Source organism: Methylobacterium sp. FF17, from assembly GCF_025813715.1.
GTDB lineage: Bacteria > Pseudomonadota > Alphaproteobacteria > Rhizobiales > Beijerinckiaceae > Methylobacterium > Methylobacterium flocculans.
In genome coordinates, this window is the sequence record NZ_CP107532.1 from 2,511,282 (window position 1) to 2,533,804 (window position 22,523).

At 70.2% G+C, this 22,523-nt stretch carries 22 protein-coding genes; 12 read left to right on the forward strand and 10 right to left on the reverse strand.

Features of this window, described 5'->3' with window-relative positions; all coding sequences use genetic code 11:
* Nucleotides 1-29: 29 nt before the first annotated feature.
* Entirely contained in the window at nt 30-1,262 is a 1,233-nt protein-coding gene (locus OF380_RS11685) for a TIGR03862 family flavoprotein (protein ID WP_264050925.1), read from the forward strand.
* Between the two features lie 97 nt (nt 1,263-1,359).
* Here the strand turns inward: OF380_RS11685 and OF380_RS11690 are convergent, their stop codons facing one another.
* On the reverse strand, nt 1,360-1,629 hold the full coding sequence (locus OF380_RS11690; RefSeq protein ID WP_264050926.1) for a hypothetical protein: 270 nt from the start codon (nt 1,627-1,629) through the stop codon (nt 1,360-1,362).
* 219 nt (nt 1,630-1,848) lie between these two features.
* Between OF380_RS11690 and OF380_RS11695 the strand changes: the two genes are divergently transcribed.
* The 3 genes from OF380_RS11695 (at nt 1,849) to dusA (ending at nt 4,612) form a co-directional block, all read left to right on the forward strand.
* Nucleotides 1,849-2,445 carry an urease accessory protein UreE gene (locus OF380_RS11695; protein ID WP_264050927.1) on the forward strand — a complete coding sequence of 199 codons (597 nt, stop codon included), beginning with the start codon at nt 1,849-1,851 and terminating at the stop codon, nt 2,443-2,445.
* A 162-nt stretch (nt 2,446-2,607) separates the two neighbouring features.
* Complete coding sequence (locus tag OF380_RS11700; protein WP_264050928.1) at nt 2,608-3,402, forward strand: ABC transporter permease; 795 nt, start codon at nt 2,608-2,610, stop codon at nt 3,400-3,402.
* 235 nt (nt 3,403-3,637) lie between these two features.
* Nucleotides 3,638-4,612, forward strand: coding sequence for a tRNA dihydrouridine(20/20a) synthase DusA (dusA, locus tag OF380_RS11705; protein ID WP_264050929.1), 975 nt, complete (start codon nt 3,638-3,640; stop codon nt 4,610-4,612).
* Nucleotides 4,613-4,647: 35 nt separating this feature from the next.
* On the opposite strand, the gene OF380_RS11710 is transcribed toward dusA, so the two are convergent.
* The 3 genes from OF380_RS11710 to cobS form a co-directional block, all read right to left on the reverse strand.
* Nucleotides 4,648-5,340 carry a retropepsin-like aspartic protease family protein gene (locus tag OF380_RS11710; RefSeq protein ID WP_264050930.1) on the reverse strand — a complete coding sequence of 231 codons (693 nt, stop codon included), beginning with the start codon at nt 5,338-5,340 and terminating at the stop codon, nt 4,648-4,650.
* Complete coding sequence (locus tag OF380_RS11715) at nt 5,337-5,552, reverse strand: DUF1289 domain-containing protein (RefSeq protein ID WP_264050931.1); 216 nt, start codon at nt 5,550-5,552, stop codon at nt 5,337-5,339. The genes OF380_RS11710 and OF380_RS11715 overlap by 4 nt, the downstream gene beginning before the upstream one ends.
* 62 nt (nt 5,553-5,614) lie before the next feature.
* Entirely contained in the window at nt 5,615-6,433 is an 819-nt protein-coding gene (cobS, locus tag OF380_RS11720; RefSeq protein ID WP_264050932.1) for an adenosylcobinamide-GDP ribazoletransferase, read from the reverse strand.
* A gap of 103 nt (nt 6,434-6,536) precedes the next feature.
* Here cobS and cobT point away from each other — a divergent pair, with 103 nt between their 5' ends.
* Entirely contained in the window at nt 6,537-7,571 is a 1,035-nt protein-coding gene (cobT, locus tag OF380_RS11725; protein WP_264050933.1) for a nicotinate-nucleotide--dimethylbenzimidazole phosphoribosyltransferase, read from the forward strand.
* Between the two features lie 7 nt (nt 7,572-7,578).
* On the opposite strand, the gene OF380_RS11730 is transcribed toward cobT, so the two are convergent.
* Nucleotides 7,579-9,117: a sensor histidine kinase gene (locus OF380_RS11730; protein ID WP_264050934.1), complete on the reverse strand. Its 1,539-nt coding sequence runs from the start codon at nt 9,115-9,117 to the stop codon at nt 7,579-7,581.
* Between the two features lie 289 nt (nt 9,118-9,406).
* Here OF380_RS11730 and OF380_RS11735 point away from each other — a divergent pair, with 289 nt between their 5' ends.
* The 4 genes from OF380_RS11735 to pyrF all read left to right on the forward strand — a co-directional run bounded on the left by OF380_RS11735 (nt 9,407) and on the right by pyrF (nt 13,563).
* On the forward strand, nt 9,407-9,862 hold the full coding sequence (locus OF380_RS11735; protein ID WP_264050935.1) for a (2Fe-2S)-binding protein: 456 nt from the start codon (nt 9,407-9,409) through the stop codon (nt 9,860-9,862).
* 58 nt (nt 9,863-9,920) lie between these two features.
* The gene (locus OF380_RS11740) at nt 9,921-12,128 is read left to right on the forward strand and encodes a xanthine dehydrogenase family protein molybdopterin-binding subunit (RefSeq protein WP_264050936.1); all 2,208 of its coding nucleotides are present in this window, start codon (nt 9,921-9,923) and stop codon (nt 12,126-12,128) included.
* A gap of 61 nt (nt 12,129-12,189) precedes the next feature.
* The gene (locus OF380_RS11745; RefSeq protein ID WP_264050937.1) at nt 12,190-12,819 is read left to right on the forward strand and encodes a uracil-DNA glycosylase family protein; all 630 of its coding nucleotides are present in this window, start codon (nt 12,190-12,192) and stop codon (nt 12,817-12,819) included.
* Nucleotides 12,820-12,867: 48 nt separating this feature from the next.
* On the forward strand, nt 12,868-13,563 hold the full coding sequence (gene pyrF, locus OF380_RS11750) for an orotidine-5'-phosphate decarboxylase (protein WP_264050938.1): 696 nt from the start codon (nt 12,868-12,870) through the stop codon (nt 13,561-13,563).
* Nucleotides 13,564-13,575: 12 nt separating this feature from the next.
* Here pyrF and OF380_RS11755 read toward each other — a convergent pair whose 3' ends face one another.
* From OF380_RS11755 to OF380_RS11775, 5 genes are all read right to left on the reverse strand, one after another.
* Nucleotides 13,576-14,199 (reverse strand): TetR/AcrR family transcriptional regulator, encoded by a 624-nt coding sequence (locus OF380_RS11755; protein WP_264050939.1) that lies wholly within the window; start codon nt 14,197-14,199, stop codon nt 13,576-13,578.
* A 117-nt stretch (nt 14,200-14,316) separates the two neighbouring features.
* Nucleotides 14,317-14,514: a hypothetical protein gene (locus tag OF380_RS11760; RefSeq protein ID WP_264050940.1), complete on the reverse strand. Its 198-nt coding sequence runs from the start codon at nt 14,512-14,514 to the stop codon at nt 14,317-14,319.
* Nucleotides 14,515-14,734: 220 nt separating this feature from the next.
* Nucleotides 14,735-16,531 carry an NADPH-dependent assimilatory sulfite reductase hemoprotein subunit gene (locus OF380_RS11765; protein WP_264050941.1) on the reverse strand — a complete coding sequence of 599 codons (1,797 nt, stop codon included), beginning with the start codon at nt 16,529-16,531 and terminating at the stop codon, nt 14,735-14,737.
* A 181-nt stretch (nt 16,532-16,712) separates the two neighbouring features.
* Entirely contained in the window at nt 16,713-18,488 is a 1,776-nt protein-coding gene (locus OF380_RS11770; protein WP_264051298.1) for a diflavin oxidoreductase, read from the reverse strand.
* Between the two features lie 108 nt (nt 18,489-18,596).
* Nucleotides 18,597-19,103 (reverse strand): Lrp/AsnC family transcriptional regulator, encoded by a 507-nt coding sequence (locus OF380_RS11775; protein ID WP_264050942.1) that lies wholly within the window; start codon nt 19,101-19,103, stop codon nt 18,597-18,599.
* A gap of 228 nt (nt 19,104-19,331) precedes the next feature.
* Between OF380_RS11775 and OF380_RS11780 the strand changes: the two genes are divergently transcribed.
* From OF380_RS11780 to cysN, 3 genes are read left to right on the forward strand one after another with little or no spacing between them, the layout of a single operon-like run.
* Entirely contained in the window at nt 19,332-20,129 is a 798-nt protein-coding gene (locus OF380_RS11780; protein WP_264050943.1) for a phosphoadenylyl-sulfate reductase, read from the forward strand.
* Nucleotides 20,126-21,085 (forward strand): sulfate adenylyltransferase subunit CysD, encoded by a 960-nt coding sequence (gene cysD, locus OF380_RS11785; RefSeq protein WP_264050944.1) that lies wholly within the window; start codon nt 20,126-20,128, stop codon nt 21,083-21,085. Before OF380_RS11780 ends, cysD begins: the two co-directional genes overlap by 4 nt.
* 1 nt (nt 21,086) lies before the next feature.
* Nucleotides 21,087-22,487 (forward strand): sulfate adenylyltransferase subunit CysN, encoded by a 1,401-nt coding sequence (gene cysN / locus OF380_RS11790; RefSeq protein WP_264050945.1) that lies wholly within the window; start codon nt 21,087-21,089, stop codon nt 22,485-22,487.
* Nucleotides 22,488-22,523: the final 36 nt, after the last annotated feature.

Below are 22,523 nucleotides of genomic sequence, written 5' to 3' on the forward strand. Positions count from 1 at the left end.
GGCCGCTGCGCAACGGCTTCCCAGGACGCATGACTCACAGCGATTGGAACGGCCCGGCCGTGATCGGCGGCGGACCCGCCGGCCTCGCGGCGGCGGAGGTGCTGGCCCGTGCCGGCCACGCCGTCACGCTCTACGAGCGGATGCCGAGCGTCGGGCGCAAGTTCCTCATCGCGGGGCGCGGCGGCCTCAACCTGACCCATTCGGAGCCGCTCCCCGCCTTCCTGGGGCGCTACCACCCGCAGGGCGGCACGCTGGCGCAGGCCATCGCCGACTTCCCGCCCGAGGCCCTGCGCCGCTGGTGCGACGACCTCGGCGAGCCCACCTTCGTGGGGTCGAGCGGACGGGTGTTTCCGGAGCGCTTCAAGGCCTCGCCACTGCTGCGGGCCTGGCTGCGGCGCCTCGACGGCCTGGGCGTCCGCATCCGCACCCGGCATCGCTTCACCGGCTGGTCGTCGGAGGGCGGCCCTGTCTTCGAGGCACCGGACGGCCCGGTCGCGACCGCGCACCGCCCGGTCCTGCTGGCGCTGGGTGGCGCGAGCTGGCCCCGCCTCGGCTCCGACGGCGCCTGGGTGCCCCGGCTCGCCGCCGAGGGCATCGCCGTGGCGCCGCTGAAACCCGCCAATGTCGGGTTCACGGTAGCGTGGTCGACGGTCTTCGCCGAACGCTTCGCCGGGGCGCCCCTGAAACGCATCGCCCTCTCGATCGACGGGGCCTCCGTGCGGGGCGAGGCCGTCATCAGCGCCGACGGAATCGAGGGTGGCGCAATCTACGCCCTCTCGCGAACCATCCGGGCGGCGACCGAGCGCGGCGCCGCGCGGCTGTACCTCGACCTGCGCCCGGATGTGAACGAGGCCGCGCTTGTCAAAGCCCTGGGCAACCCGAAGCCGGGGCTGTCCCTGGCCAACCGCCTGCGCAAGGACGCGGCCCTGCCGCCGGTCGGCATCGGCCTGCTACGCGAGGCCGCCCATCCGCTCCCCGTCGCGGCCGAGGCGCTGGCGGCGCTGATCAAGGCCGTGCCGCTTCGGCCCGAGGCCGCGCGCGGGCTCGACCGGGCGATCTCCACGGCGGGCGGCGTCCGCTTCGAGGGCCTCGACGCCCGCTTCATGCTGACGCGCCGGCGCGGCACCTTCGTGGCCGGCGAGATGCTGGACTGGGAGGCCCCGACCGGAGGCTACCTGCTCCAGGGTGCTTTCGCCTCGGGCCGCGCGGCGGCGGCGGGCATGCTGGACTGGATGGATCGGAGCGGGGCGCCCGGCCCATGAACTGAGCCATGAACTAACCCAAAGAAAAGGCTCCCTCTCGGGGGAGAGGAAGCCTCGTGGTCCGGCGCGGCCGGAAGGGCCGCGCGGGCGCCGGGACTCAGCGGCAGTACACGTCGCCGTAGGCGTCGCGGTAGGTGCCGTAGGGGCAGCGCGGGGCGGTGGCCGCACCCGCGATGGCGCCGCCGGCTCCACCGATGGCGGCACCCGCAAGAGCTCCGCCGGCGCGGCCGGTGGCGGCTCCACCGATGGCGGCACCCGCCAGGGCGCCGAGGCCGGCGCCACCGAGGGCACGGTCCTGCGGCGTGTTGCAGGCACCGAGCGAGAGGGCGAGGGCGCCGGCGAGGCTGGCCGCGATGAGCTTCTTCATGGTTCCGAGACTCCCTTGTGCGTTGTGATCCGGCCTTCGGCCGTTCTCTTCGTCGCGCCCGAGCTTAAGCATTCTGCCGCAGAAATGCACGCTGAACGGCCAAGGTTCCGCCACACCTTTCCGTTTCCCGCAAAAACCCTCTAGTGGTGCGGGCATCACGGTCCATCGCGGCGGACCGATCGCCGCGAGGCCTGCCACCCATCCCGACACGAGGAATCCATGCTGCGTGCCACCACCCTCGTCCGCAAGGTCGCCGTCCGGACCGATGCCGTCGTCGACACCGTCGTCCTCGATCACGCCGCCCGGCAGACCCCGCCGGACCAGCTGACGGGGGAGGGCGGCCTGACCCTCGACCTCGCCCTCGCCAAGGCGGCGGCCCTCGAGGATGGTGATGCCCTGCGCCTCGAGGATGGCCGCCTCGTCGCGATCCGCGCCGCCGGGGAGCCCCTCCTCGAAGTGCGGGCGGAGAACCCGGCCCGCCTCCTGCGCCTCGCCTGGCAACTCGGCGGCAGCCACGTTCCGGCCGAGATCGCTTCGGAAGTGCTCTACGTCCCCCGCAGCGCCGCCGAACTCGTGCGCGGGCAGGGCTGCGCCGCCACCCCCGTCACCCGGGCCTTCAAGCCCGAGCGGGCCGCCCACGACCACAGTCAGTGCGGACACGATCATCACGCCCACGATCATCATGCGCACGAACATCACGCCCACGATGATCACACCCACGATCAGCACGCTCACGATCACAGGGCGCACGAGACCCGAGCGCATGGACATGAGCACGGCCATGTCCACGGTCCGGATTGCAAACACGATCATTGAGGCGCGCGAACCCGCCGCGTCCACGCTCCGATCGGGAAGTCCGGCCGCCGCCGCGTGAAGGCGTGGCCGGCCTGGGCTCCGGGTGAGACGCCTGAGGCGAAGCACCCGCAATTTCGTCTTGATCCGACGTCAAGGACACCGGAACTTCCGGAGAGGCGCCCGATGGCCGTTGCAGCCGACGAAATCCTGCGAGCCCCGAGCAAGCTCGAAACCTACGCCCACGTCATTCGCGCCCTCGTCCTGCGCGACATGCGCACGCGCTTCGGTGGCTCTCACTGGGGTTACGCCGTCCTCGTCCTGTGGCCGGTGGCCCACATCTTCGTCATGGTCGGCGTCATGGCATTTCGCGGCCAGCCGTCGCCGATGGGCGACAGTCCCCTCCTGTTCGTCGCCACGGGCTGCGTCCCCGCCCTGACCTTCCAGTACATCTCTCGCGAGGTCATGAAGGCGGTCAGCGCGAACAAGCCGCTGCTTTACTATCCGCAGGTGAAGATCTTCGACGTCATGCTGGCGCGGCTGATCGTGGAGATCGTGAAAGGATTCACGGGTCTCCTGATCGTCATCTGCATTCTCGCGAGCTTAGGTGTCAATCCGATCCCGGTGGAGCCGTCGATGGCGATCGGCGCTTATTGTTCTGCAATTCTGATCGGGGTCGGCATCGGAGCCGTCAATATCGGGATCGTCTCCTTCTTTCCCGGCTGGCAACTGGGCTACGTCATCGTCACCATCTCGGTCTATCTGACCTGTGGCATCTTCTACCTGCCGCATTTGCTGCCCGATCAGCTCTACGACATTATGAAGTGGAACCCCATGGTCCAGATCGTCGAGTGGACCCGGCTCGCCTACGAGCCCAATCTCGGCGTCGAGGTCGATTACATGTATGTCTTGCTGTTCGGCCTGTCGGCGCTCTCCATCGGCTTGCTGATGGAGCGGACCCTGGTGCGGCGCCTGACCTGAACCGCGTTCCACCGACGGGTGACGGGTTCGCCGGGACGCGATCGGCGATGGTCCCACCCGTGGTGCCCCCGGACCCTCATCGGGGGAACGGCGCGCGGATTCGATATGCGTTTCCGGTTAGGGACACGCGTGGACCGGGCTGATGTTGAATGAAGCAGGGCGGAGCGTCGAGCAGGTGACCGGATCAATCGTGACAAGCCCCGGTTCAAGTCCCTGGCGCTTTTCCATCGCGCCCATGATGGATTGGACGGATCGGTATTGCCGCGCCTTCCACCGCACCCTGTCGCGGCGCGCCCGGCTCTACACCGAGATGGTCACCACCGGCGCGGTCATCCACGGCCCTCGCGAGCGCCTTCTCGGCTTCGACGCCGGGGAGCATCCGGTGGCCGTGCAACTCGGCGGATCGAACCCGGCCGATCTCGCGCGGGCCGCGCGCATCGCCGAGGATTTCGGCTACGACGAGGTCAACCTGAATGTCGGCTGCCCGTCCGACCGGGTTCAGGACGGGCGATTCGGCGCCTGCCTGATGCGCGATCCGGGCCTCGTCGCCGATTGCGTGGCCGCCATGAAGGGGGCGGTGTCGGTGCCCGTCACGGTGAAGTGCCGGATTGGCGTCGACGATCAGGACACCGAGGTCGCCCTCGATGCCCTTACGGAGGCGGTGGTCGAGGCCGGGGTCGACGGCCTCGTGGTGCATGCGCGCAAGGCCTGGCTCCAGGGTCTCTCGCCCAAGGAGAACCGTGATGTGCCGCCCCTGGATTACGGGCGCGTGGCCCGTCTGAAGCGGGCCCATCCCACGCTTCCCGTCGCCATCAACGGCGGCATCGCCACGATCGCGGCCGCGGCCGCCCACCTCGCGGCGGTCGACGGGGTGATGATCGGCCGGGCCGCCTACAGCGATCCGGCGATCCTCCTCGACGTCGATCCGGTCCTGTTCGGCGAGGCCGCCCCGGTAGCCGACCCGTTCGCGGCGGTGGCGGCGTTCGAGCCGGTCCTCGCCGGGTTCCTGGCCGAGGGCCTGCGCCTGCACACGGTGACGCGGCACATGCTCGGCCTGTTCAACGGACGCCCCGGAGCACGCGCCTACCGCCGGCACCTCTCCACGCACGGAACGCAGGCCGACGCGGATCTCGCCACCCTGCGGGACGCGGTGAACCTCGTGGTGCAGGCGGAGCATCGACGGGATGCGGCGGAGACCCGCGCCGCCTGATGCGCAGCGGCGCCCGACCGCGCAGGGACACCGCCTCAGCGCCCCCGCAGGATCAGGCGATCGCCGCGGACCTCGAAGGAGGCCAGCCGGTCGAGGAAGCTCATGCCGAGGAGGTTCTCGCGCAACGCGCCCGGGCGGCTCACCAGGGCGGGAACCCTTCGTTCCACGATGTCGCCCACCCGCAGGGTGTCGAGAAAGGCGGGGGCCGCCACCGTGACCCCGTTGGCGGTGGAGACGCGCACGCTGAACTCTGAGGCGGAGGGGCGGATTCCGAGGCTGGCCGCGCTCTCGGCGGTGAGGACCACGGAACTCGCGCCCGTGTCGAACTGAAAGCCCTGGGCCTGGCCATTCACCTCCGCGCGGACGTGGAAATCGCCGTCCGCGCGGCGGGTGATCGTGACCGTGCCGTCCGAGGCGACCACCGCGCTGCCCGGGCGTACGGCCCCGAGCATGCGGTCGCCGATCCGGCGCGCCTCATCGCGATAGGCATAGCCCGCCACCAGGGCGGCCCCGAGGGCGCCCCAGGCCATGAGCGCGGTCAGGTTCGCTCCCATCCGGTCCCGGAACTGGTGCCAGAACCCGGCCACGATCACGGTCAGGAACCCCGTGGCCATCGCGAGCTGCGCGAACTGGTCCGGGTCCATCCCCAATACGGGCCGGTCGTCGCCCGAGAGCAGGAGCAGGGCGAGCGCGCCACCCAGGATGACGAGGCCGAGAACGAGCCTCATGGCACGGCCGGTGCCGGGACGCGCGCCGGGTAGGCGGCGCGCAGGCGCTCCTCCAGCGTCGCCATCACGGCCCGGCGCCGGGGCTCCGGCATCGACCCCCACAGGGCGATCTCATCGCGCGTGCGGCCGCAGCCCTCGCAGAGGCCGGTGGCGGCGTCGAGGATGCAGAGCTTGGTGCAGGGGCTGGAGGGTTTGGGGCGAAGCGGGCTCATCGCGCCGATCCATGCCAGGGGAGCCCGCTCCGGATCAAGCCCGGCCGGCGTCACGGTGCGGTTCAGGCCGGCAGCGCCGCCACCAGTCCGAGGAGCGCGGCGATCTCCGCCCCCTGCTGGGCGGCGCCCACCACGTCTCCGGTCTGGCCGCCGATCGACCGGCGCGCGAGGGCCGTGACGCCGAGGGCGGCGAGCGCGGCGAGAACCAGCATCAGGATTCCGCCGAGGAGCGGGAGCCCGAGGGTGAGGCCGAGCAGCGTCAGGCCAAGGGCGAGCGCACCGGCCGTGGACAGGGTCCTGCGGCTCGGACGGCCGACGGCCGCGCCGGCCCCGTCGAGGCGTGCGGGCGGCAGCAGGGCGAGCGGCGCCAGGGCAGCGGTGCGCGAGAGCGCGGCGGCGAGCACCAGGGCGAGGACCGCGAGATGTCCGCCGCGATCGAGGAGCGTCGCCAGGGCGCCGATCCGCAGAGCCAGCGACAGCATCAGGGCGACGCCGCCATAGGCGCCGATGCGGCTGTCGCGCATGATCTCCAGGCGCCGGGCCGGCGTTGAACCGCCGCCGAACCCGTCCGCCACGTCGGCGAGGCCGTCCTCGTGGAGGGCGCCGGTGACCAGCACCCCCGCCGTCAGCGCCAGCGTCGCGGCGAGGAAGGGCCCGAGCCCGAGGCCCCAGGCCGCCAGCATCACCAGGGCTCCCGGCAGTCCGAGGACGAGGCCGGCGAGGGGGAGCATCCGGGGCAAGGTGCGGAAGTCCGGCACCGCATGCGGGTCGCCCTCGCCGGGGAGGGGTGGCACGGGCAGGCGCGAATAGAAACGCAGGCAGCCGGCGAGATCGTAGGCGAGGGTGGCGCCCGGAAAGGCGGGATCGGCATCCTCGTCCATCGCGACCCCGCCTCGCCTTCACCACCGTTGCGCCCACCGTTATAGCTCCGGCCACGGGCGGGCCGCCATCCTGGCGCCGGGCCGGCCACCGGAATAGCCACGCATGACCGATCGCGACACCGACGCCACCCCCTTCAGCGACATCCGCCGCCTTGTCACGTCCCTGCCGGGGCCGGACCGGGACGCGGTGGCGATGGTGGCGGAACGCGACGCCACCCTGACGAAGCCCGCCGGATCCCTGGGACGCCTGGAGCACCTCGTCTCCTGGCTCGCCGCCTGGCAGGGCAAGGGTCAGCCGACCCTGGACCGTCCCCTGGTCTGCGTCTTCGCGGGCAGCCACGGCGTCACGGCGCGCGGGGTCTCGGCCTTCCCGGCGGCGGTGAACCGCCAGATGCTCGACAACTTCGCCGCCGGCGGCGGGGCGATCAACCAGATCTGCGCCGCCTACGGCCTCGGCTTCAAGGTGTTCGATCTGGCCATCGACATGCCGACCGGGGACATCACGACGCAGGCCGCCTTCGATGAGAAGGCCTGCGTCGCCACCATGGCATTCGGCATGGAAGCGGTGGCCGCCGGCACCGATTGCCTGGCGCTCGGCGAGATGGGCATCGGCAATACCACCATCGCGGCTGCGATCTATGCCGCGCTCTACGGCGGCGAGGCCGCGCACTGGGTCGGGCGCGGCACGGGCGTCGACGAGGCCGGGCTCGCCCGCAAGGTCGCGGCGGTGGAGGCCGCGCTCGCCCATCACGCCGGCCACCTCGACGATCCCCTTGAGATCCTGGCGCGTCTCGGCGGCCGCGAGGTCGCGGCGATCGCGGGTGCGATCCTGGCCGCCCGGCTGCAGCGCGTGCCCGTGGTGCTCGACGGCTACGTGGCGACGGCCGCCGCCGCGATCCTGCATGCCCTCGACCCGTCGCTCCTCGACCATTGCCTCGCCGGGCACGTCTCGGCGGAGGGCGCACATGCGGATGTGCTGGAGCGTCTGGGCCTCGTGCCCCTGCTGGCGCTCGGCATGCGGCTCGGAGAGGCCTCCGGCGCCGCCCTGGCGCTGGGCCTCCTCAAGGGTGCGCTCGCCTGTCACCGCGACATGGCGACCTTCGCGCAGGCGGGTGTCTCCGAGCGCGGCGTCGGGTAGGGCGCCGTCAGGCGGCGCGGGCGCGCCGCTCCTGGGGCGCCGCCACGGCGGGTTCGCCCGGAACCTCGATGGCGGGCAGGGTCTCCATGACCCGGCTCGCGGGGAAGATCACCACGACCTCGGTGCCCTCGCGCGGCTTCGACTTGAGCTGGAAGTGGCCCCCGTGCAGGTCCACGAGGCCTTTCACGATGGGCAGGCCGAGGCCCGAACCCTGTTCCGCGGTCTTGATCGCGAGCGACCCGCGCCCGAACGAGGACATGACGGTGCCGATCTCGTCCTCCGGGATGCCGGGACCGCTGTCCTTCACGCTGACGTACTGGCCGCCCGACGAGGTCCAGCCGACCTTGATGGTGATCTCGCCGCCGGGGGGCGTGAACTTCACGGCGTTCGAGAGGAGGTTCAGCACGATCTGGCGCAGGGCCCGCTCGTCGGCCCAGAGGCGGGGCAGGGTGCCGTCGATGAACTCGTGGATCGTCTGGTTCTTGCCCCGGGCCCGCAGGCCCATCATGTGGCGGCATTCCTCCACGGCGTGACCGAGCTGGATGGCCTCCTCGTTGAGCTCGTAGCGCCCGGCCTCGATCCGCGACAGGTCGAGGATCTCGTTGATGAGGTTGAGGAGGTGCAGGCCGCTGTCGTGGATGTCGGAGGCGTATTCCTTGTACGAGGGGGCCACGTGCGCTCCGAACACCTCGTTCTTCATGACCTCCGAGAAGCCCAGGATCGCGTTGAGCGGCGTGCGCAGCTCGTGGCTCATGGTGGCGAGGAAGCGGGATTTGGCAAGGTTCGCCTCCTCGGCGCGTCGCCGCGCCTCGTCGGAATTGGCCTTGGCCTGTTCGAGCTCGCCGAAGATCGCGTCCTTCTCCGCCTGCGACTGCAGCGCCTCGACGGTGGCGGCGTAGACGCGCCGCGCCAGGCCCAGGAAGAACACCTGCGCGCCGACCACCATGGTCACGAGCATCATCGTGTCCATGTCCTGCGAAACGGCGAGGAGCGACAGGGCGGCGACGCAGAGGGGGACCAGGGCCGCCACGGCGGCGGCCGGCAGGGTGGCGGCGAGCATCGCGGCGATGGCCGCCACGATGACGAGGCCGAAGAGCACGAAGGTGCGTGCGCCCGAGGCGCCCACCAGCACCATCATCGCCCAGGCCGTGCTCTGCAGGAACTCGGCGGCCATGAAGGCGCGCCGCCAGCGCCGCACCGAGACCTGCGCCGGGTCCTGCGCCAGGAAGCCGCGCGTCAGGAGCTTGGTGAAGGTGACTGTGGCGACGATGCAGACCCCCCAGGCCGCCGCGAGGACGGGTGGGGTCCACAGGGCGGCGATGCCGGCCACTGCGAGGCCGAGGAGTGCGAGCGGGATCGCCGCGCCGGCACGGTACTGCGCGTAGACGCGGACAAGTTCGTAGTCGAAGGCGCGTTCGAGCCCGCTCGTGGAGGTGAGCCGCTCCCGGGCCGAGCGCATGTCGCGCGCGACATCTCGACGACGCGCGGCCTCCTGCACCGAGGGCCCACGGCCGCGTTGGATCATCTCCGCAGTCAGGTCGGTCATCACCGTCTTGAGATTTCGGGGCGGGCGTCGCGGTCCGGGCTTGGACCGCCGAGAGGCCGGGATACGACCGGACCGAGACTGATCCCGATGTGTTAAGAACCGCCTGCCGGGATGCGCAGCATTGTCGCGGTTTCCGCACCATACCTTTGGCCCCACAGGCTTGATCTCGCTTGCGTGTCCGCCGGACCACGCTGGTTCCGCGGCGGGTCCCGGATCACGTGCGCCGGCGCACATGGTTTCCGGGGATCAAGGATTAGCGTAGTTCCAAACTGCGCATCGGGAGGCCGTGATGCTGAAACTCACCGTCAACGGAGTCGCCCACGAGGTCGATGCCGATCCGGACATGCCGCTCCTCTGGGCGCTGCGCGACCACCTCAACCAGACCGGTACCAAGTATGGCTGCGGCATCGCTCAGTGCGGCGCCTGTACCGTCCACCTCGACGGTCAGCCGGTGCGCGCCTGCCAGACCCGCATCGGGGATATCGGCACGGCCAAGGTCACGACCATCGAGGGCGCCTCCGGCAAGGTCGCCGAGGCGGTACGCACGGCCTGGCGCGGCCTCGACGTGGTCCAGTGCGGCTACTGCCAGTCCGGCCAGATCATGTCGGCGATCGGGCTGCTCTCCGAGAACCCCAAGCCCACGGATGCCGACATCGACGGCGCCATGGACGGCAACGTCTGCCGCTGCGGCACCTACCAGCGGGTGCGCGCCGCGATCCACGAGGCGGCACGCAGCCTCGCCTGACGATCCCCGCGCCGTTCCGATCCCCGTCCCCGACTTCGCGTCTGCACTGGAGCCCCCCATGCTGAAGGTTCGTCAGGCCAAGCCGCCCGCGCCCTCCCGCCGCGCCTTCCTCGGCGGCGCCACCGTAGCCGCCGGTGCCCTCGTCATCGGCTTCACCCTCGATCCGGCGAAACTCGCGAAGGCGGCCGCCGGCCCCGACCTCTCGGCCCTTCCGGCGATGCCGAACGCCTTCGTGCGCATCGCCGCCGACGACACCGTGACGGTGGTGATCAAGCACCTCGACATGGGCCAGGGCAACACGACGGGCCTCGCCACGATCCTGGCCGAGGAACTCGACGCCGACTGGGCGACCATCCGCACCACCTTCGCGCCGGCCGACGCCACGCTCTACAACAACTTCGCCTTCGGCCCCGTCCAGGGCACGGGCGGCTCTACTGCCGTCGCCAATTCCTGGTTCCAGCTGCGCAAGGCCGGCGCGGCGGCCCGGGCCATGCTGGTCGCGGCGGCCGCCGAGAAGTGGAAGGTCCCCGCCTCCGAGATCACGGTGGAATCCGGCACCGTCCGGCACCCGGCATCCAACCGGCAGGCCCGGTTCGGAGAACTCGCCGAGGCGGCGGCCGCGCAGCCCGTGCCGAAGGAGCCGCGCCTCAAGAATGCCAGCCAGTTCAAGCTGATCGGGAGCAAGCTCCCCCGGCTGGATTCCGCCGCCAAGACCGACGGTACCGCAATCTACTCCCTCGACATCCGGCGCCCGGGCCAGCTCACGGCCGTGGTCGCCCATTCGCCGCGCTTCGGCGGCACGGTGAAGAGCGTGGACGACAAGGCCGCCCGCGCGGTCGCGGGCGTGGTCGATGTCGTGACGATCCCCACCGGCGTCGCGGTGTTGGCACGCGACACCTGGTCGGCCATGAAGGGCCGGGACGCCCTCAAGGTGACCTGGGACGACGCGGCCGCCGAGACCCGCTCCTCCGACGCGATCCTCGCCGACCACCGCCGGCGCCTCGAGACGCCGGGCCTCGTCGCGTCCAACAAAGGGGACGCCAAGGGCGCCATCGCCGGCTCGGCCAAGGTGCTGGAGGCGGAGTTCACCTTCCCCTACCTGGCGCATGCCGCCATGGAGCCCCTGAACGTCACCATCGAGCGCGCCTCGGACGGCAGCTACGACGTCTTCGCCGGCTGCCAGTTCCAGACCGTCGAGCAGGCCGTCATCGCCGCCAATCTCGGCGTCACCACCGACAAGGTCCGCCTGAACACCCAGTGGGCCGGCGGCTCCTTCGGCCGGCGCGCGACGCCGAGCGCCGACTACTTCGCCGAGGTCGCCACGATCATGCGGGCGACCGGGGGCAAGGCGCCCGTCCACCTCGTCTGGACCCGCGAGGACGATATGGCCGGCGGCTACTACCGGCCGATGGTGGTGCACCGCCTGCGCGCCGGCCTCGACGCCAAGGGGGCGATCACGGGCTGGGAGCACCGGATGATCGGCAAGTCGATCATGATCGGCACCCCGTTCGAGACGGTGATCGTCAAGGACGGCGTCGATGCCACCACGGTGGAGGGCGCCTCCGACACGCCCTACGCGCTGCCCGCCTACCACTTCGAGGTCCACAATGCCCGCGAGGGCGTCCCCGTGTTGTGGTGGCGCTCGGTCGGCCACAGTCACACCGCCCAGGCGATGGAAGTGTTCATCGACGAACTGGCCCATGCGGCCGGAGCCGACCCGGTCGCCTATCGCCTCGGGCTGCTCGGCGGCGCGCCGCGCCTCTCTGCCACCCTGAAGCTCGCCGCCGAGAAGGCGGGCTGGGACCCGAAGAAAGCGAGCGACAAGGGACGCGGCCTCGGCGTCGCGGCGCACGAATCCTTCGGATCCTACGTGGCCATGGTGGCGGACGTCACCGCCGAGGCCGGCAAGGTGAAGGTGAACCGCATCGTGGCGGCGGTCGACGTGGGGGTGGCCGTCAACCCGGACGTGATCCGGGCGCAGGTGGAGGGGGCGGTGGGCTTCGCCCTGTCCTCGGTCCTGCGCAACAAGATCACCCTCAAGGACGGCGTGGTGCAGGAGCGCAACTTCGATTCCTACGCGCCCACCCGCATGAGCGAGATGCCGGTGGTCGAGGTTCACATCGTGCCGTCCCAGGCGGCCCCCACCGGCATCGGCGAGCCCGGCGTCCCGGTGATCGCGCCCGCGATCTCGAACGCGATCTTCGCCGCCACCGGGCAGCGCCTGCGCTCGCTGCCCCTCGACCTCGACGGACTGAAGGGCGCCTGAGCGGGGGCGACGATCCGGGGCCTCGCCCTGACGGTGAGCAGCGCCTATCTCGGACGGCATCATGCCCTCCGAGACATCCTTCGATGCCACCGCGGCGCGTCTGCGGGCCTGCCGCCTCTGTCGCGACGCGCCGCTCTACGGTGCACCCCTGCCGCAGGAGCCGCGTCCCATCGTGCAGGGCCGCGCCTCCGCCCGGCTCTGCGTGGCGAGCCAGGCCCCCGGCAACCGGGCGGACAAGAGCGGCGTGCCGTTCATGGACCCCTCCGGCACCCGCCTGCGGGACTGGCTCGGCCTCGACGAGCCGGCCTTCTACGACGCGACCCGGCTCGCCATCGTGCCGATGGGCGCCTGCTTCCCGGGCTACGATGCCAAGGGTGGCGACAGGCCCCCGCGCCGGGAATGCGCCGAGCGCTGGCGCGTCGAACTCTTCGCCGGTCTGCCGAACCTCGAGCTCATCCTGGTGATCGGGCAATACGCCCAGAACTGGCATCTCGGCCGTTCGAAGGCCGGGCTCACCGACACGGTGCGGCGCTGGCGCGCGATCCTCGACTCGCCGGGGCATCCGCGCGTGCTGCCGCTGCCCCATCCCTCCTGGCGCAACAGCGGCTGGCTCAAGGCCAACCCCTGGTTCGAGGCCGAACTCCTGCCCGTACTCAAGGGGGAGGTGGCGCGGGCGATGGCACCCCGTTGACAGGAGCCTCCGCCCACGTGATCGCTCGCGCCCGAACCGGAGAGACCCATGACCGAGATCCTGGACCCGCGCGACCGCCTGATCGTCGCCCTCGACGTGGAGAGCGTGGCGGAGGCCGAGGGCCTGGTGGACCGGATCGGCGATGCGGCGACCTTTTACAAGATCGGCTACCGGCTCGCTTATGCGGGCGGGCTCGCCCTGGTGCCGCGGCTGGCCGCAAGCGGCCGCAAGGTCTTCCTCGACCTCAAGCTGCATGACATCGGCAATACCGTGGAGGAGGGTGTGCGGGCGCTCACCGACCTCGGCGCGACCTTCCTCACCGTCCACGCCTACCCGCAGACCATGCGGGCGGCCCTGCGCGGACGCGGTGTGAACGGTCCGCGCATCCTCGCCGTGACGGTGCTGACCTCCTACGACGACGCCGATGCGGCCGAGGCCGGCTACGCCATGCCAGTGGCCGACCTCGTGGCGCGTCGGGCGGCCCAGGCCGCCGAGATCGGAATCGACGGGATCGTGTGCAGCGCCGCCGAGGCCGCCTCGGTGCGCGGCCGGATCGGTCCGGACCGCGCCATCGTCACCCCAGGCATCCGTCCCACCGGGGCCGAGGCGGGCGACCAGAAGCGGGTGATGACGCCGGGCGAGGCGCGTCGGATCGGGATCGACCACGTGGTGGTCGGACGCCCGATCACCCGGGCGCAGGATCCGCGTGCGGTGGCGCAGGGCATCGTGGCGGAGATGGGGTAAGTCGCTCTCGCTTCAGCGCCGGCGACGAAGACTCCCCAGGAGGAAGTCGATCATCGTGTCGATCGGCGGGACGCCCGCATCGGGATATTGGCTCACGAAGCCGGGATGGCAGTAGCGCATGATGGCGGTGTGCAGGCAGCCAGCCGCGACGGCTGGGTCGCACGCCGCGAACTCGCCTGCCTCGATGCCCTCGCGCACGAGCCGCTCGAATACTAGCCCGAGCTGCTCGATATGGGCGCGGCACACGTCCCAGCTCTCGGATACCGCCGCTTCCACCATCTCGTGCAGGCGCGGGTTTGCCTCGCAGCGTTCCACGCAGGAATCGTGCATCGCCGTGATCACGTTCGCGACCCGCTGCTCCACGTTGAGGCCCGGAGCACGCGCGGCCGCGGTCACCCGCCGTTCCGTGTCTTCCATGAGCCGGCGGATCACGGCCTCGTGGATCGCCTTCTTCGAGTCGAAGAAGCGGTACACGTTGGCGGGGCTCATCCGCAGGGTCTTTGCGATGTCGGCGACGGTGGTCTTCTGGTAGCCGATCAGGCGAAAGGCCTCTTCGGCCGTGGCCAGGATGCGGCAGCGGGTGGTGGGAGCCGCTTCCTCGGGGATGTCGCGGTCGAGGGCCGCCAAATGGATCATGGACCTAAACTAGGCTGTTGCCGTGCCGACGTCAAAAGAACCGCGCCCGGCGCACAGGGCATCGACGCGGTCCGGAATGTGAACGCCCGGACCCGCGCTGACCGAATGCCGTCCGCGTCAGGAGCCGAACTGTGAGCCAAGCTGCTCCAAGTATTCCGCCAGATCGACGCCGCCGATCCGCTTGCCGTAGTCGAAGCGCATGCCCTGGCGAATATCGACGCTGCTGCTCTTCGTCGTCAGCGTGAAGGGCTTCACGCAGACCCACGCTCCGTCCCGGCGGTGCTCGAAGAAATTCAGAATCTCATGCTGGGCCATGGCGCACTCCGTCTCGTCTGTCCGAACAACGAGGAGGGGCGGCAACGGTTGCGTGCACGCTGAACGAAGTTCGACATCACGAAGCTTAAGCGTGGCGGTAAGCCCCGACTTGCTTTGCGGTGCGTCGCTCTGTTTTGCGGTGCACTTGTCGGAATGTCCCCGGGCGTGGCCGGAGGTCGGGCGCCGGAGGGCCATAGCCCTCCGGTGGGCTCGTCGCCGTTCAGGCCGCGCTCTTCAGCGCCCCGGTCTTCTCGTGGAAATCCGGCCCGTTGATGGTCCGGGTCACGTAGCCGTCGCGGATGAGGTAATCGCCGAAGCGCTCGCCGGACTGCTTGTTCCGGGCATAGGCCGCGAAGAGCGGGTCGAGGATGGTCTTGATCTCGGAGGCCGTGACGTCCTCGGCGTAGAGCTTGCCGAGGCGCGAACCGTCGAAGGCCGCGCCGAGATAGAGGTGGTAGCGCTCGGGGCCGCGGCCGACGAGGCCGATCTCGGCGATGAAGGGCCGGGCGCAGCCATTGGGGCAACCAGTCATCCGGATGGTGATCTCGTCGTCCTGCAACCCGTGGGAGGCGAGGCTGGTCTCCAGCTCGGTCATCAAATCGGGCAGGTAGCGCTCGCTCTCGGCAAGCGCCAGGCCGCAGGTCGGCAGCGCGACGCAGGCCATGGAGTTGCGGCGCAGGGCACTCGCCCCCTTGGTGAGGCCGTACTGGTCGACCAGCGCCTCGATCTCGGCCCGCTTCTCGGACGGGACGTTGGCGATGATGACGTTCTGATTGCCGGTGAGCCGGAAATCGCCCTCGTGAACCTGCGCGATCTTGCGCAGGCCCGTGAGCAACTGCGGACCGTCCACGATGTCCTTGATCCGGCCCGAAGCGATGTAGAGCGTGAGGTGGTGGCGCCCGTCATCGCCTTCGGTCCAGCCGTAGCGGTCGCCGTTGTTCGTGAAGGTGAAGGGCTTCGGGTCGGCCAGCGGCTTGCCGACGCGCTTCTCGACCTCGGCCCGGAAGGCGGCCAGGCCGTAGCGCTCGATGGTGTACTTCAGGCGCGCGTTCTTGCGGACCTTGCGGTTACCCCAGTCGCGCTGCACCGTCATCACGGCCTCGGCCGTCTTCAGGGCGTCTTCCGGCTTGACGAAGCACATCACGTCGGCGGTGCGCGGGAAGGTGTCGGTCTCGCCGTGGGTCATGCCCATGCCGCCGCCCACGGTGACGTTCCAGCCCGTGACCTGATTCTTCTTGTCGAGGATGGCGATGAAGCCGAGGTCGTGGGCGAAGATGTCGACCTCGTTCGAGGGCGGCACCGCGACCACGGTCTTGAACTTCCGGGGCAGGTAGGTCTTGCCGTAGACCGGCTCGACTTCGGCCGCGTCCTCGCCCCCGACCACGCGCTCGCCGTCGAGCCAGATCTCGCGCCAGGCGCTGGTCTTCGGCAGGAGCGAGTCCGAGATGTCCTTGCCGAGCTGGTAGGCGGCCTTGTGGGCGCCGCTCTGGGCTGGGTTCGTGGCGGCCATGACGTTGCGGTTGACGTCGCCGCAGGCCGCGATGGTGTCGAGCAGGGTCGCGTCGATTGCCGCCATCGTGCGCTTGAGGTTCGACTTGATGACGCCGTGGTACTGGAAGGTCTGGCGCGTCGTCGCCCGCAGGGCGCCGCCCGCATAGGTCGTGGCGATGTGGTCGAGGGCCAGCCACTGCTTCGGGGTCACGACGCCGCCGGCGATACGCAGGCGGATCATGAAGCTGAAGGCCTTCTCGAGCTTCTTCTTCGTGCGTTCCGCGCGGATGTCGCGGTCGTCCTGCATGTACATCCCGTGGAACTTCACGAGCTGGCCGTCATCCTCGGAAATCGCGCCGGTGGCGTGCTTGAGGAGGCCGTCGGCGAGGGTGCCGCGCAGGTAGCCCGAGGCGATCTTGAGGTGCTCGTTATGCGCGAGCCCGGCCGTCCGGGCGGCTTCCGCCTCGGTGATCGGGCGATCGGTCGGCGGGGTCTCGTAGGTGCGGGGCGGGGTCTGCTCGGCCATGGCGGGATTCCGGTTCGTTCGCGTGTTCTCGGTATCGTCTGTGCGCGTCCCTCTTCCCTCCGTGGGAGAGGGGGGCCCGCGAGGCGGGCCGGACGAGGGGAGCGCCGGTTCCGGATCGGGTGTCCCCGCTCCCGCCTGCTCCGCAGGCACCCTCCCCGCAGAGGGGAGGGCCGTGCTCGGACTAGTAGACGTCCTGCTGGTAGCGGTGGGCGCGCTCCAGGGCGGCCACCGCCGCCTCGGCATCGGCGGGGCTGAGCGCCTTCACGTCCTGATAGGCCTTCACCACCGCGTTGCGCACGTCCTTGGCCATCCGGGTGGCGTCGCCGCAGACGTAGAGGCTGGCGCCGCCGTCGAGCCAAGCGACCACCTCCTTGGCGTGCTGGGCGATCCGGTCCTGCACGTAGATCTTCTCGGGCTGGTCGCGGGAGAAGGCTACGTCGATCTGCGTCAGCGACCCGTCCTCCAGGGCCTCCTGCCATTCGAGCTGGTACAGGAAGTCGTGGGTGAAGTGGCGGTCGCCGAAGAACAGCCAGGAACGACCGGGCGCCTCGACGGCGCGGCGCTCCTGCACGAAGGCGCGGAAGGGCGCCACGCCCGTGCCCGGTCCGACCATGATGATGTCGGTGGCCGGGTCCTGCGGCAGGCGGAAATGCCGGTTCGGCTTCAGCTTCACCCGAAGCTTGGCGCCGTTCTTGATGCGGTCGGCCACATGCGTGGAGGCGACGCCGGTGCGCGCCCGCCCGTGGGTCTCGTAGCGCACAGCCACGATCACGAGATGGACCTCGTCGCCCACCTCCTTGCGCGACGAGGCGATGGAATAGGCGCGCGGCGGCAGCGGCCGGGTGATGGTGTTGAGGTGCTCGGCCGTGAGCGTGGCCGGGAAGCCCTGGATCAGGTCGATGAGGTGGCGGCCCTCGATCCAGGCCTTGGCCTCGCCGCTGTCGATCAGCTTCTGCGCCTCGGCGTGGCCCGTCGCCTTGACGAAGCGTTCCACCGTGGTGGCCGACAGGGTGGTGATGTCGCGCTCGGCCAGGAGTGCCTGGCGCAGGGCGGCGTCGCCCGAGAGGCCGGTGGCGGCCAGGATCTCGTCGACCAGGGCCGGGTCGTTCTCCGGATAGATCTCGAGGGAATCGCCGGGCTCGTAGGCGGGGGCTCCGTCCTCGAACTCGAGGGCCAGGTGGATCGTCTCCTTGTCGGAGCGCGAGGAGTTCAGGTTCACGTGGTCGACGACCTCGACCACGCGGGGCTCGCGGCTCGGCTCGGCGTCCTCATCCGCGTCGTCGGCGGAGCGGGGGGCGAAATCGACGGCCACGACATTGTCGGCGCTGACCGCGGGGGTCAGGGCCTTGAGGGTGTTCTTGATCCAGTCGGCGGCCGGCTTGTCGAAGTCGAGGTCGAGGTCGGCCCGCTCATAGGCACGCTTGGCGCCCAGCGCCTCGAAGCGGGCGTCGAGCGCCTTACCGATGGCGCAGAACTCGGCGTAGGAGGTGTCGCCCAGCGACAGCACGGCGAAATCGACGCCCTCCAGGCGCGGCGCGCCGTCGCCCATGAGTTCGCCGTAAGCCCGCGTCGCCCGGGCCGGGGGCTCACCCTCGCCCCAGGTGGCGGCGATGGCCACCACGTGCTTTTCCTGCGCGAGGCTGGCGACGTCGAGGTCGAAGAAATCGACCACCTTCGGCTTGAAGCCGCTCTTGCGGGCGAGCTTGGCCACGTCGCCGGCGAGCTTCTCGGAATTGCCCGACTCGCTGGCGAACAGGATGGTCAGCGGCTCGGCGGCCTTCGGCGGCGCGGCCGGGACGGCGGCGGCCTGCGGCGCTCCGCTGGCGTCGAGGCCCGCGAGGAAGCCCGCGAGCCAGGCGCGCTGGATCGGGGTCGCCGCGCCGAGGACGGCGTCGAGGCTCGCGCGTTCGGTGTCGCCGAAGGGAGCGGTGCGGGGAAGGATCGCGTGTCGTGCCATATCGGAAGCCATGTCGTCCTGAGGGGGCGGCTGTCAACGGGGTGTCCGTTTTACAGAACGACCTCACGGTAGAAGGAGCTGCCTGCGGGTGCAGGGCAAAAGAAAAGATTATTCTCCGGCGACCACCGACAGGGTCGGGGTGAAGCGTCCGTTGGCGGGCGGCGCCGGGAGGGGCAGTGCGGTGGTGGACTTGACCTTCTCCATCGCGAATCGGGAGGTCACGTTCTTGAGCGGCAGCGTCGCGATGAGATGCTTATAGAACGTATCGTAGGCGCGCATATCGGCGACGACGACGCGGAGCATGTAATCCACGTCCCCCGCCATCCGGTAGAACTCCAGCACCTCGGGCATGGCCGAGACGGTCTCGGCGAAGCGCTCCAACCATTCGCGCGAGTGATCCGCCGTCTCGATGGAGACGAAGACCGTCAGGCCCAGGCCCAGCTTCACCGGGTCGAGCACGGCGACACGCCGGTCGATGACGCCATCGGCTTCGAGGCGCTGAATGCGCTTCCAGCACGGCGTCTGCGAAAGCCCCACCCGCTCGCCGATGGTGGCGATGGAGAGGGTGGCGTCGTGCTGGAGCAGCGCGAGGATCTTCAGGTCGATCGAATCCAAGGCCGGCCTCGTGGTTCGCGGGCCGGGACGGCGTGCGGGGCGGCACGCGGCGGAGGCCCTGGGGGAAAGATCTTTCTTCGCTCGGCAACGGATTCGTGAACGTGGCCGTTGCGACGGCGCGTGGGTCGCGGATGGGGATTGCCCCAGCGGGATAGCCGCCATGCCTTGACAGCGTTCGTTATAGCGAACATTTCACGGTCCAGACAAGTCAGCTTTGCAAAGTCTCTCATGACCTCTCAACTGGAAAACGCGGCGCGGGACCTTGCGTCCGCGATGGCGGGCCTGGACCTGAAGGGCCGGATCGCGCTGATCGAGGCGACCGTGCCGGGACGCCTCGTGTTCACCACGAGCCTCGGCATCGAGGATCAGGCGCTCACGCACGCGGTCGCCATGCACAAGGGACGCACCGAGATCGTCACCCTCGACACCGGGCGCCTCTACCCCGAGACCTACGACACTTGGAGCGAGACCGAATCCGCCTACGGCATCCGTATCCGCGCCTATGCGCCGGAGCGTGAGGCCGAGGAGCGCTTCGTCGCCGAGTCGGGCATCAACGGGTTCCGCCATTCGATCGAGGCGCGCCAGGCCTGTTGCGGCTTTCGCAAGGTCGAGCCCCTTGGCCGCGCCCTCAACGGCGCCGCCGGCTGGCTGACCGGCCTGCGCGCCGGACAGTCGGCGAACCGGGCCGACACGCCCCTCGCCGAGGCCGACCCGGCGCGCAACCTCATCAAGATCAACCCGCTGGCCGACTGGACCCGCGCGGATGTCGACCGCTTCGTGCGCGACAACTACATCCCCTACAACGTCCTGCACGATCGCGGCTTCCCGTCGATCGGTTGCGCGCCCTGCACCCGTGCGATCCGCGTCGGCGAGGACGAGCGCGCCGGACGCTGGTGGTGGGAGCAGGCCTCCAAGAAGGAGTGCGGCCTGCACGTTCATGCGCCCGAGGAGAACGTGGCGCCCGGACAGGAGGCGGCCGCCTTCGAGACTTCGACCCTCGCGAAACCCCTGGAGATGGCCCGATGAGCGCCGCACCCGTCACCGCCCCTGCGGCAAGCCCCGCCCATGCGGCAAGCCGGTCCGAACGGCTCACCCACCTGCAGCGTCTGGAGGCCGAGAGCATCCACATCATGCGGGAGACGGTCGCCGAGACCGAGAACCCGGTGATGCTCTACTCCATCGGCAAGGATTCCTCGGTGCTGCTGCACCTGGCGCTGAAGGCCTTCGCGCCGGGGCGCCTGCCGTTCCCGCTGATGCACATCGACACCACCTGGAAGTTCAAGGAGATGATCGCGTTCCGCGATCAGCGCGCCAAGGATCTCGGGCTCGACCTCATCGTCCACACCAACCAGGAGGGGCTGGCGCGCGGCATAGGCCCCATCAGCCACGGCTCGGAAGTCCATACCGACGTGATGAAGACGCAAGGGCTGCGTCAGGCGCTGGACAAGCACAAGTTCGATGCGGCCTTCGGCGGCGCGCGCCGCGACGAGGAGGCCTCCCGCGCCAAGGAGCGGATCTTCTCCCTGCGCACCGCCCAGCATCGCTGGGACCCGAAGCGCCAGCGCGCCGAGCCCTGGCATCTCTACAACCTGCGCAAGCGGCGCGGCGAATCCCTGCGGGTCTTCCCGATCTCGAACTGGACCGAGCTCGACGTCTGGCTCTACATTGAGCAGGAAAACATTCCGATCGTGCCCCTCTACTTCGCGAAACCCCGCCCCGTGGTGGAACGCGAGGGCCAGCTCATCCTGGTGGACGACGAGCGCCTGCCCCTGGAGCCCGGCGAGACGCCGCGCGACGTGTCGGTGCGCTTCCGGACGCTCGGCGACTACCCGCTCACCGGCGCGGTGGAGAGCGAGGCCGCGACCCTGCCGGAGATCATCGGCGAGACCTTGGCCGCCCGCACCTCGGAGCGGCAGGGCCGCGTCATCGACAAGGACGGCGCCGGCGCCATGGAGCGCAAGAAGCAGGAGGGCTATTTCTAAGATGACGATCCATCAGGCACCCCAGTCCTTCGGCTACGACGACTTCCTCACTGCGCACCAGAACAAGGAGGTGCTGCGCTTCATCACCTGCGGCTCCGTCGATGACGGCAAGTCGACGCTGATCGGTCGCCTCCTGCACGACACCAAGCAGATCTTCGACGATCAGGTGACGGCGCTGCAGCGCGATTCGCGCAAGCACGGCACGCAAGGGGCCGAGATCGACCTCGCGCTCCTCGTCGACGGACTCCAGGCCGAGCGCGAGCAGGGCATCACGATCGATGTCGCCTACCGCTTCTTCTCCACGGACAAGCGCTCCTTCATCGTCGCCGACACGCCCGGCCACGAGCAGTACACCCGCAACATGGCCACCGGTGCTTCCACGGCCGATGTGGCGGTGATCCTGGTCGATGCCCGGCAGGGGCTCACTCGGCAGACCCGGCGCCACGCGCTGCTCGTCTCGCTGCTCGGGATCAAGCGGGTCGCCCTCGCGGTGAACAAGATGGACCTCGTCGGCTGGTCGGAGACCCGCTTCGAGGAGCTTCTGGCCGCGTTCAACGACTTCGCCGCGCCCCTCGGCTTCACGGAGGTGCGGGCGATCCCGCTCTCGGCCAAGAACGGCGACAACGTCGTCCTGCCGGGCGCCGCCGCGCCCTGGTACACGGGTACGCCGCTGCTCCAGTACCTCGAAGAGGTTCCGGTGCGCGTCGAGGAGCAGGCCGCGCCGTTCCGCCTCGCGGTGCAGTGGGTCAACCGGCCGAACTCCGACTTCCGGGGCTTTTCCGGCCTCATCGCCAGCGGGCGCGTGGCCCCCGGCGACGCCGTGATCGTCGAGCCCTCGGGCCGGACCTCGACGGTCGCCCGCATCTACACCGCCGACGGGGACCTGCCCCACGCGGTGGAGGGCCAGTCCGTCACCCTGGTGCTCGCCGACGAAATCGACGCCTCGCGGGGATCGGTGATCGTCACGGCCGATGCGCCGATGCGGGTCACCGACAGCCTCGACGTGCGCCTGTTCTGGGCGGCCGAGACCGACCTGCTGCCCGGCGCCACGCTGCTGGCCAAGATCGGCACCGTCACGGTGAACGCCGTGGTCTCGGCGATCCGGACCCGGATCGACCCCGAGACGGGCAAGCCCGAGCCGGCCGCGCGCCTGACCGCCAACGACATCGCGGACGTCACCCTCAGCCTCGACCGAGCGGTGGCGGTGGATGCCTACGCGGCCAACCGCGACACCGGGGGCCTCATCCTCATCGACCGCGAGACCACCGACACGGCGGCCCTGGGCCTGATCCAGGCCGATTCCGCCGCGAGTTCGGTGAGGGACGAGCCGGAGGAGGTGCGGGCGAAGCGCTCGGGCGGCGGCTTCCTGTCGAAGCTGCGTTGGGTCTTCGGCGGCATCTGAGCGGCGCCCGACACCTGCGATCTGCGCGTAAGAACG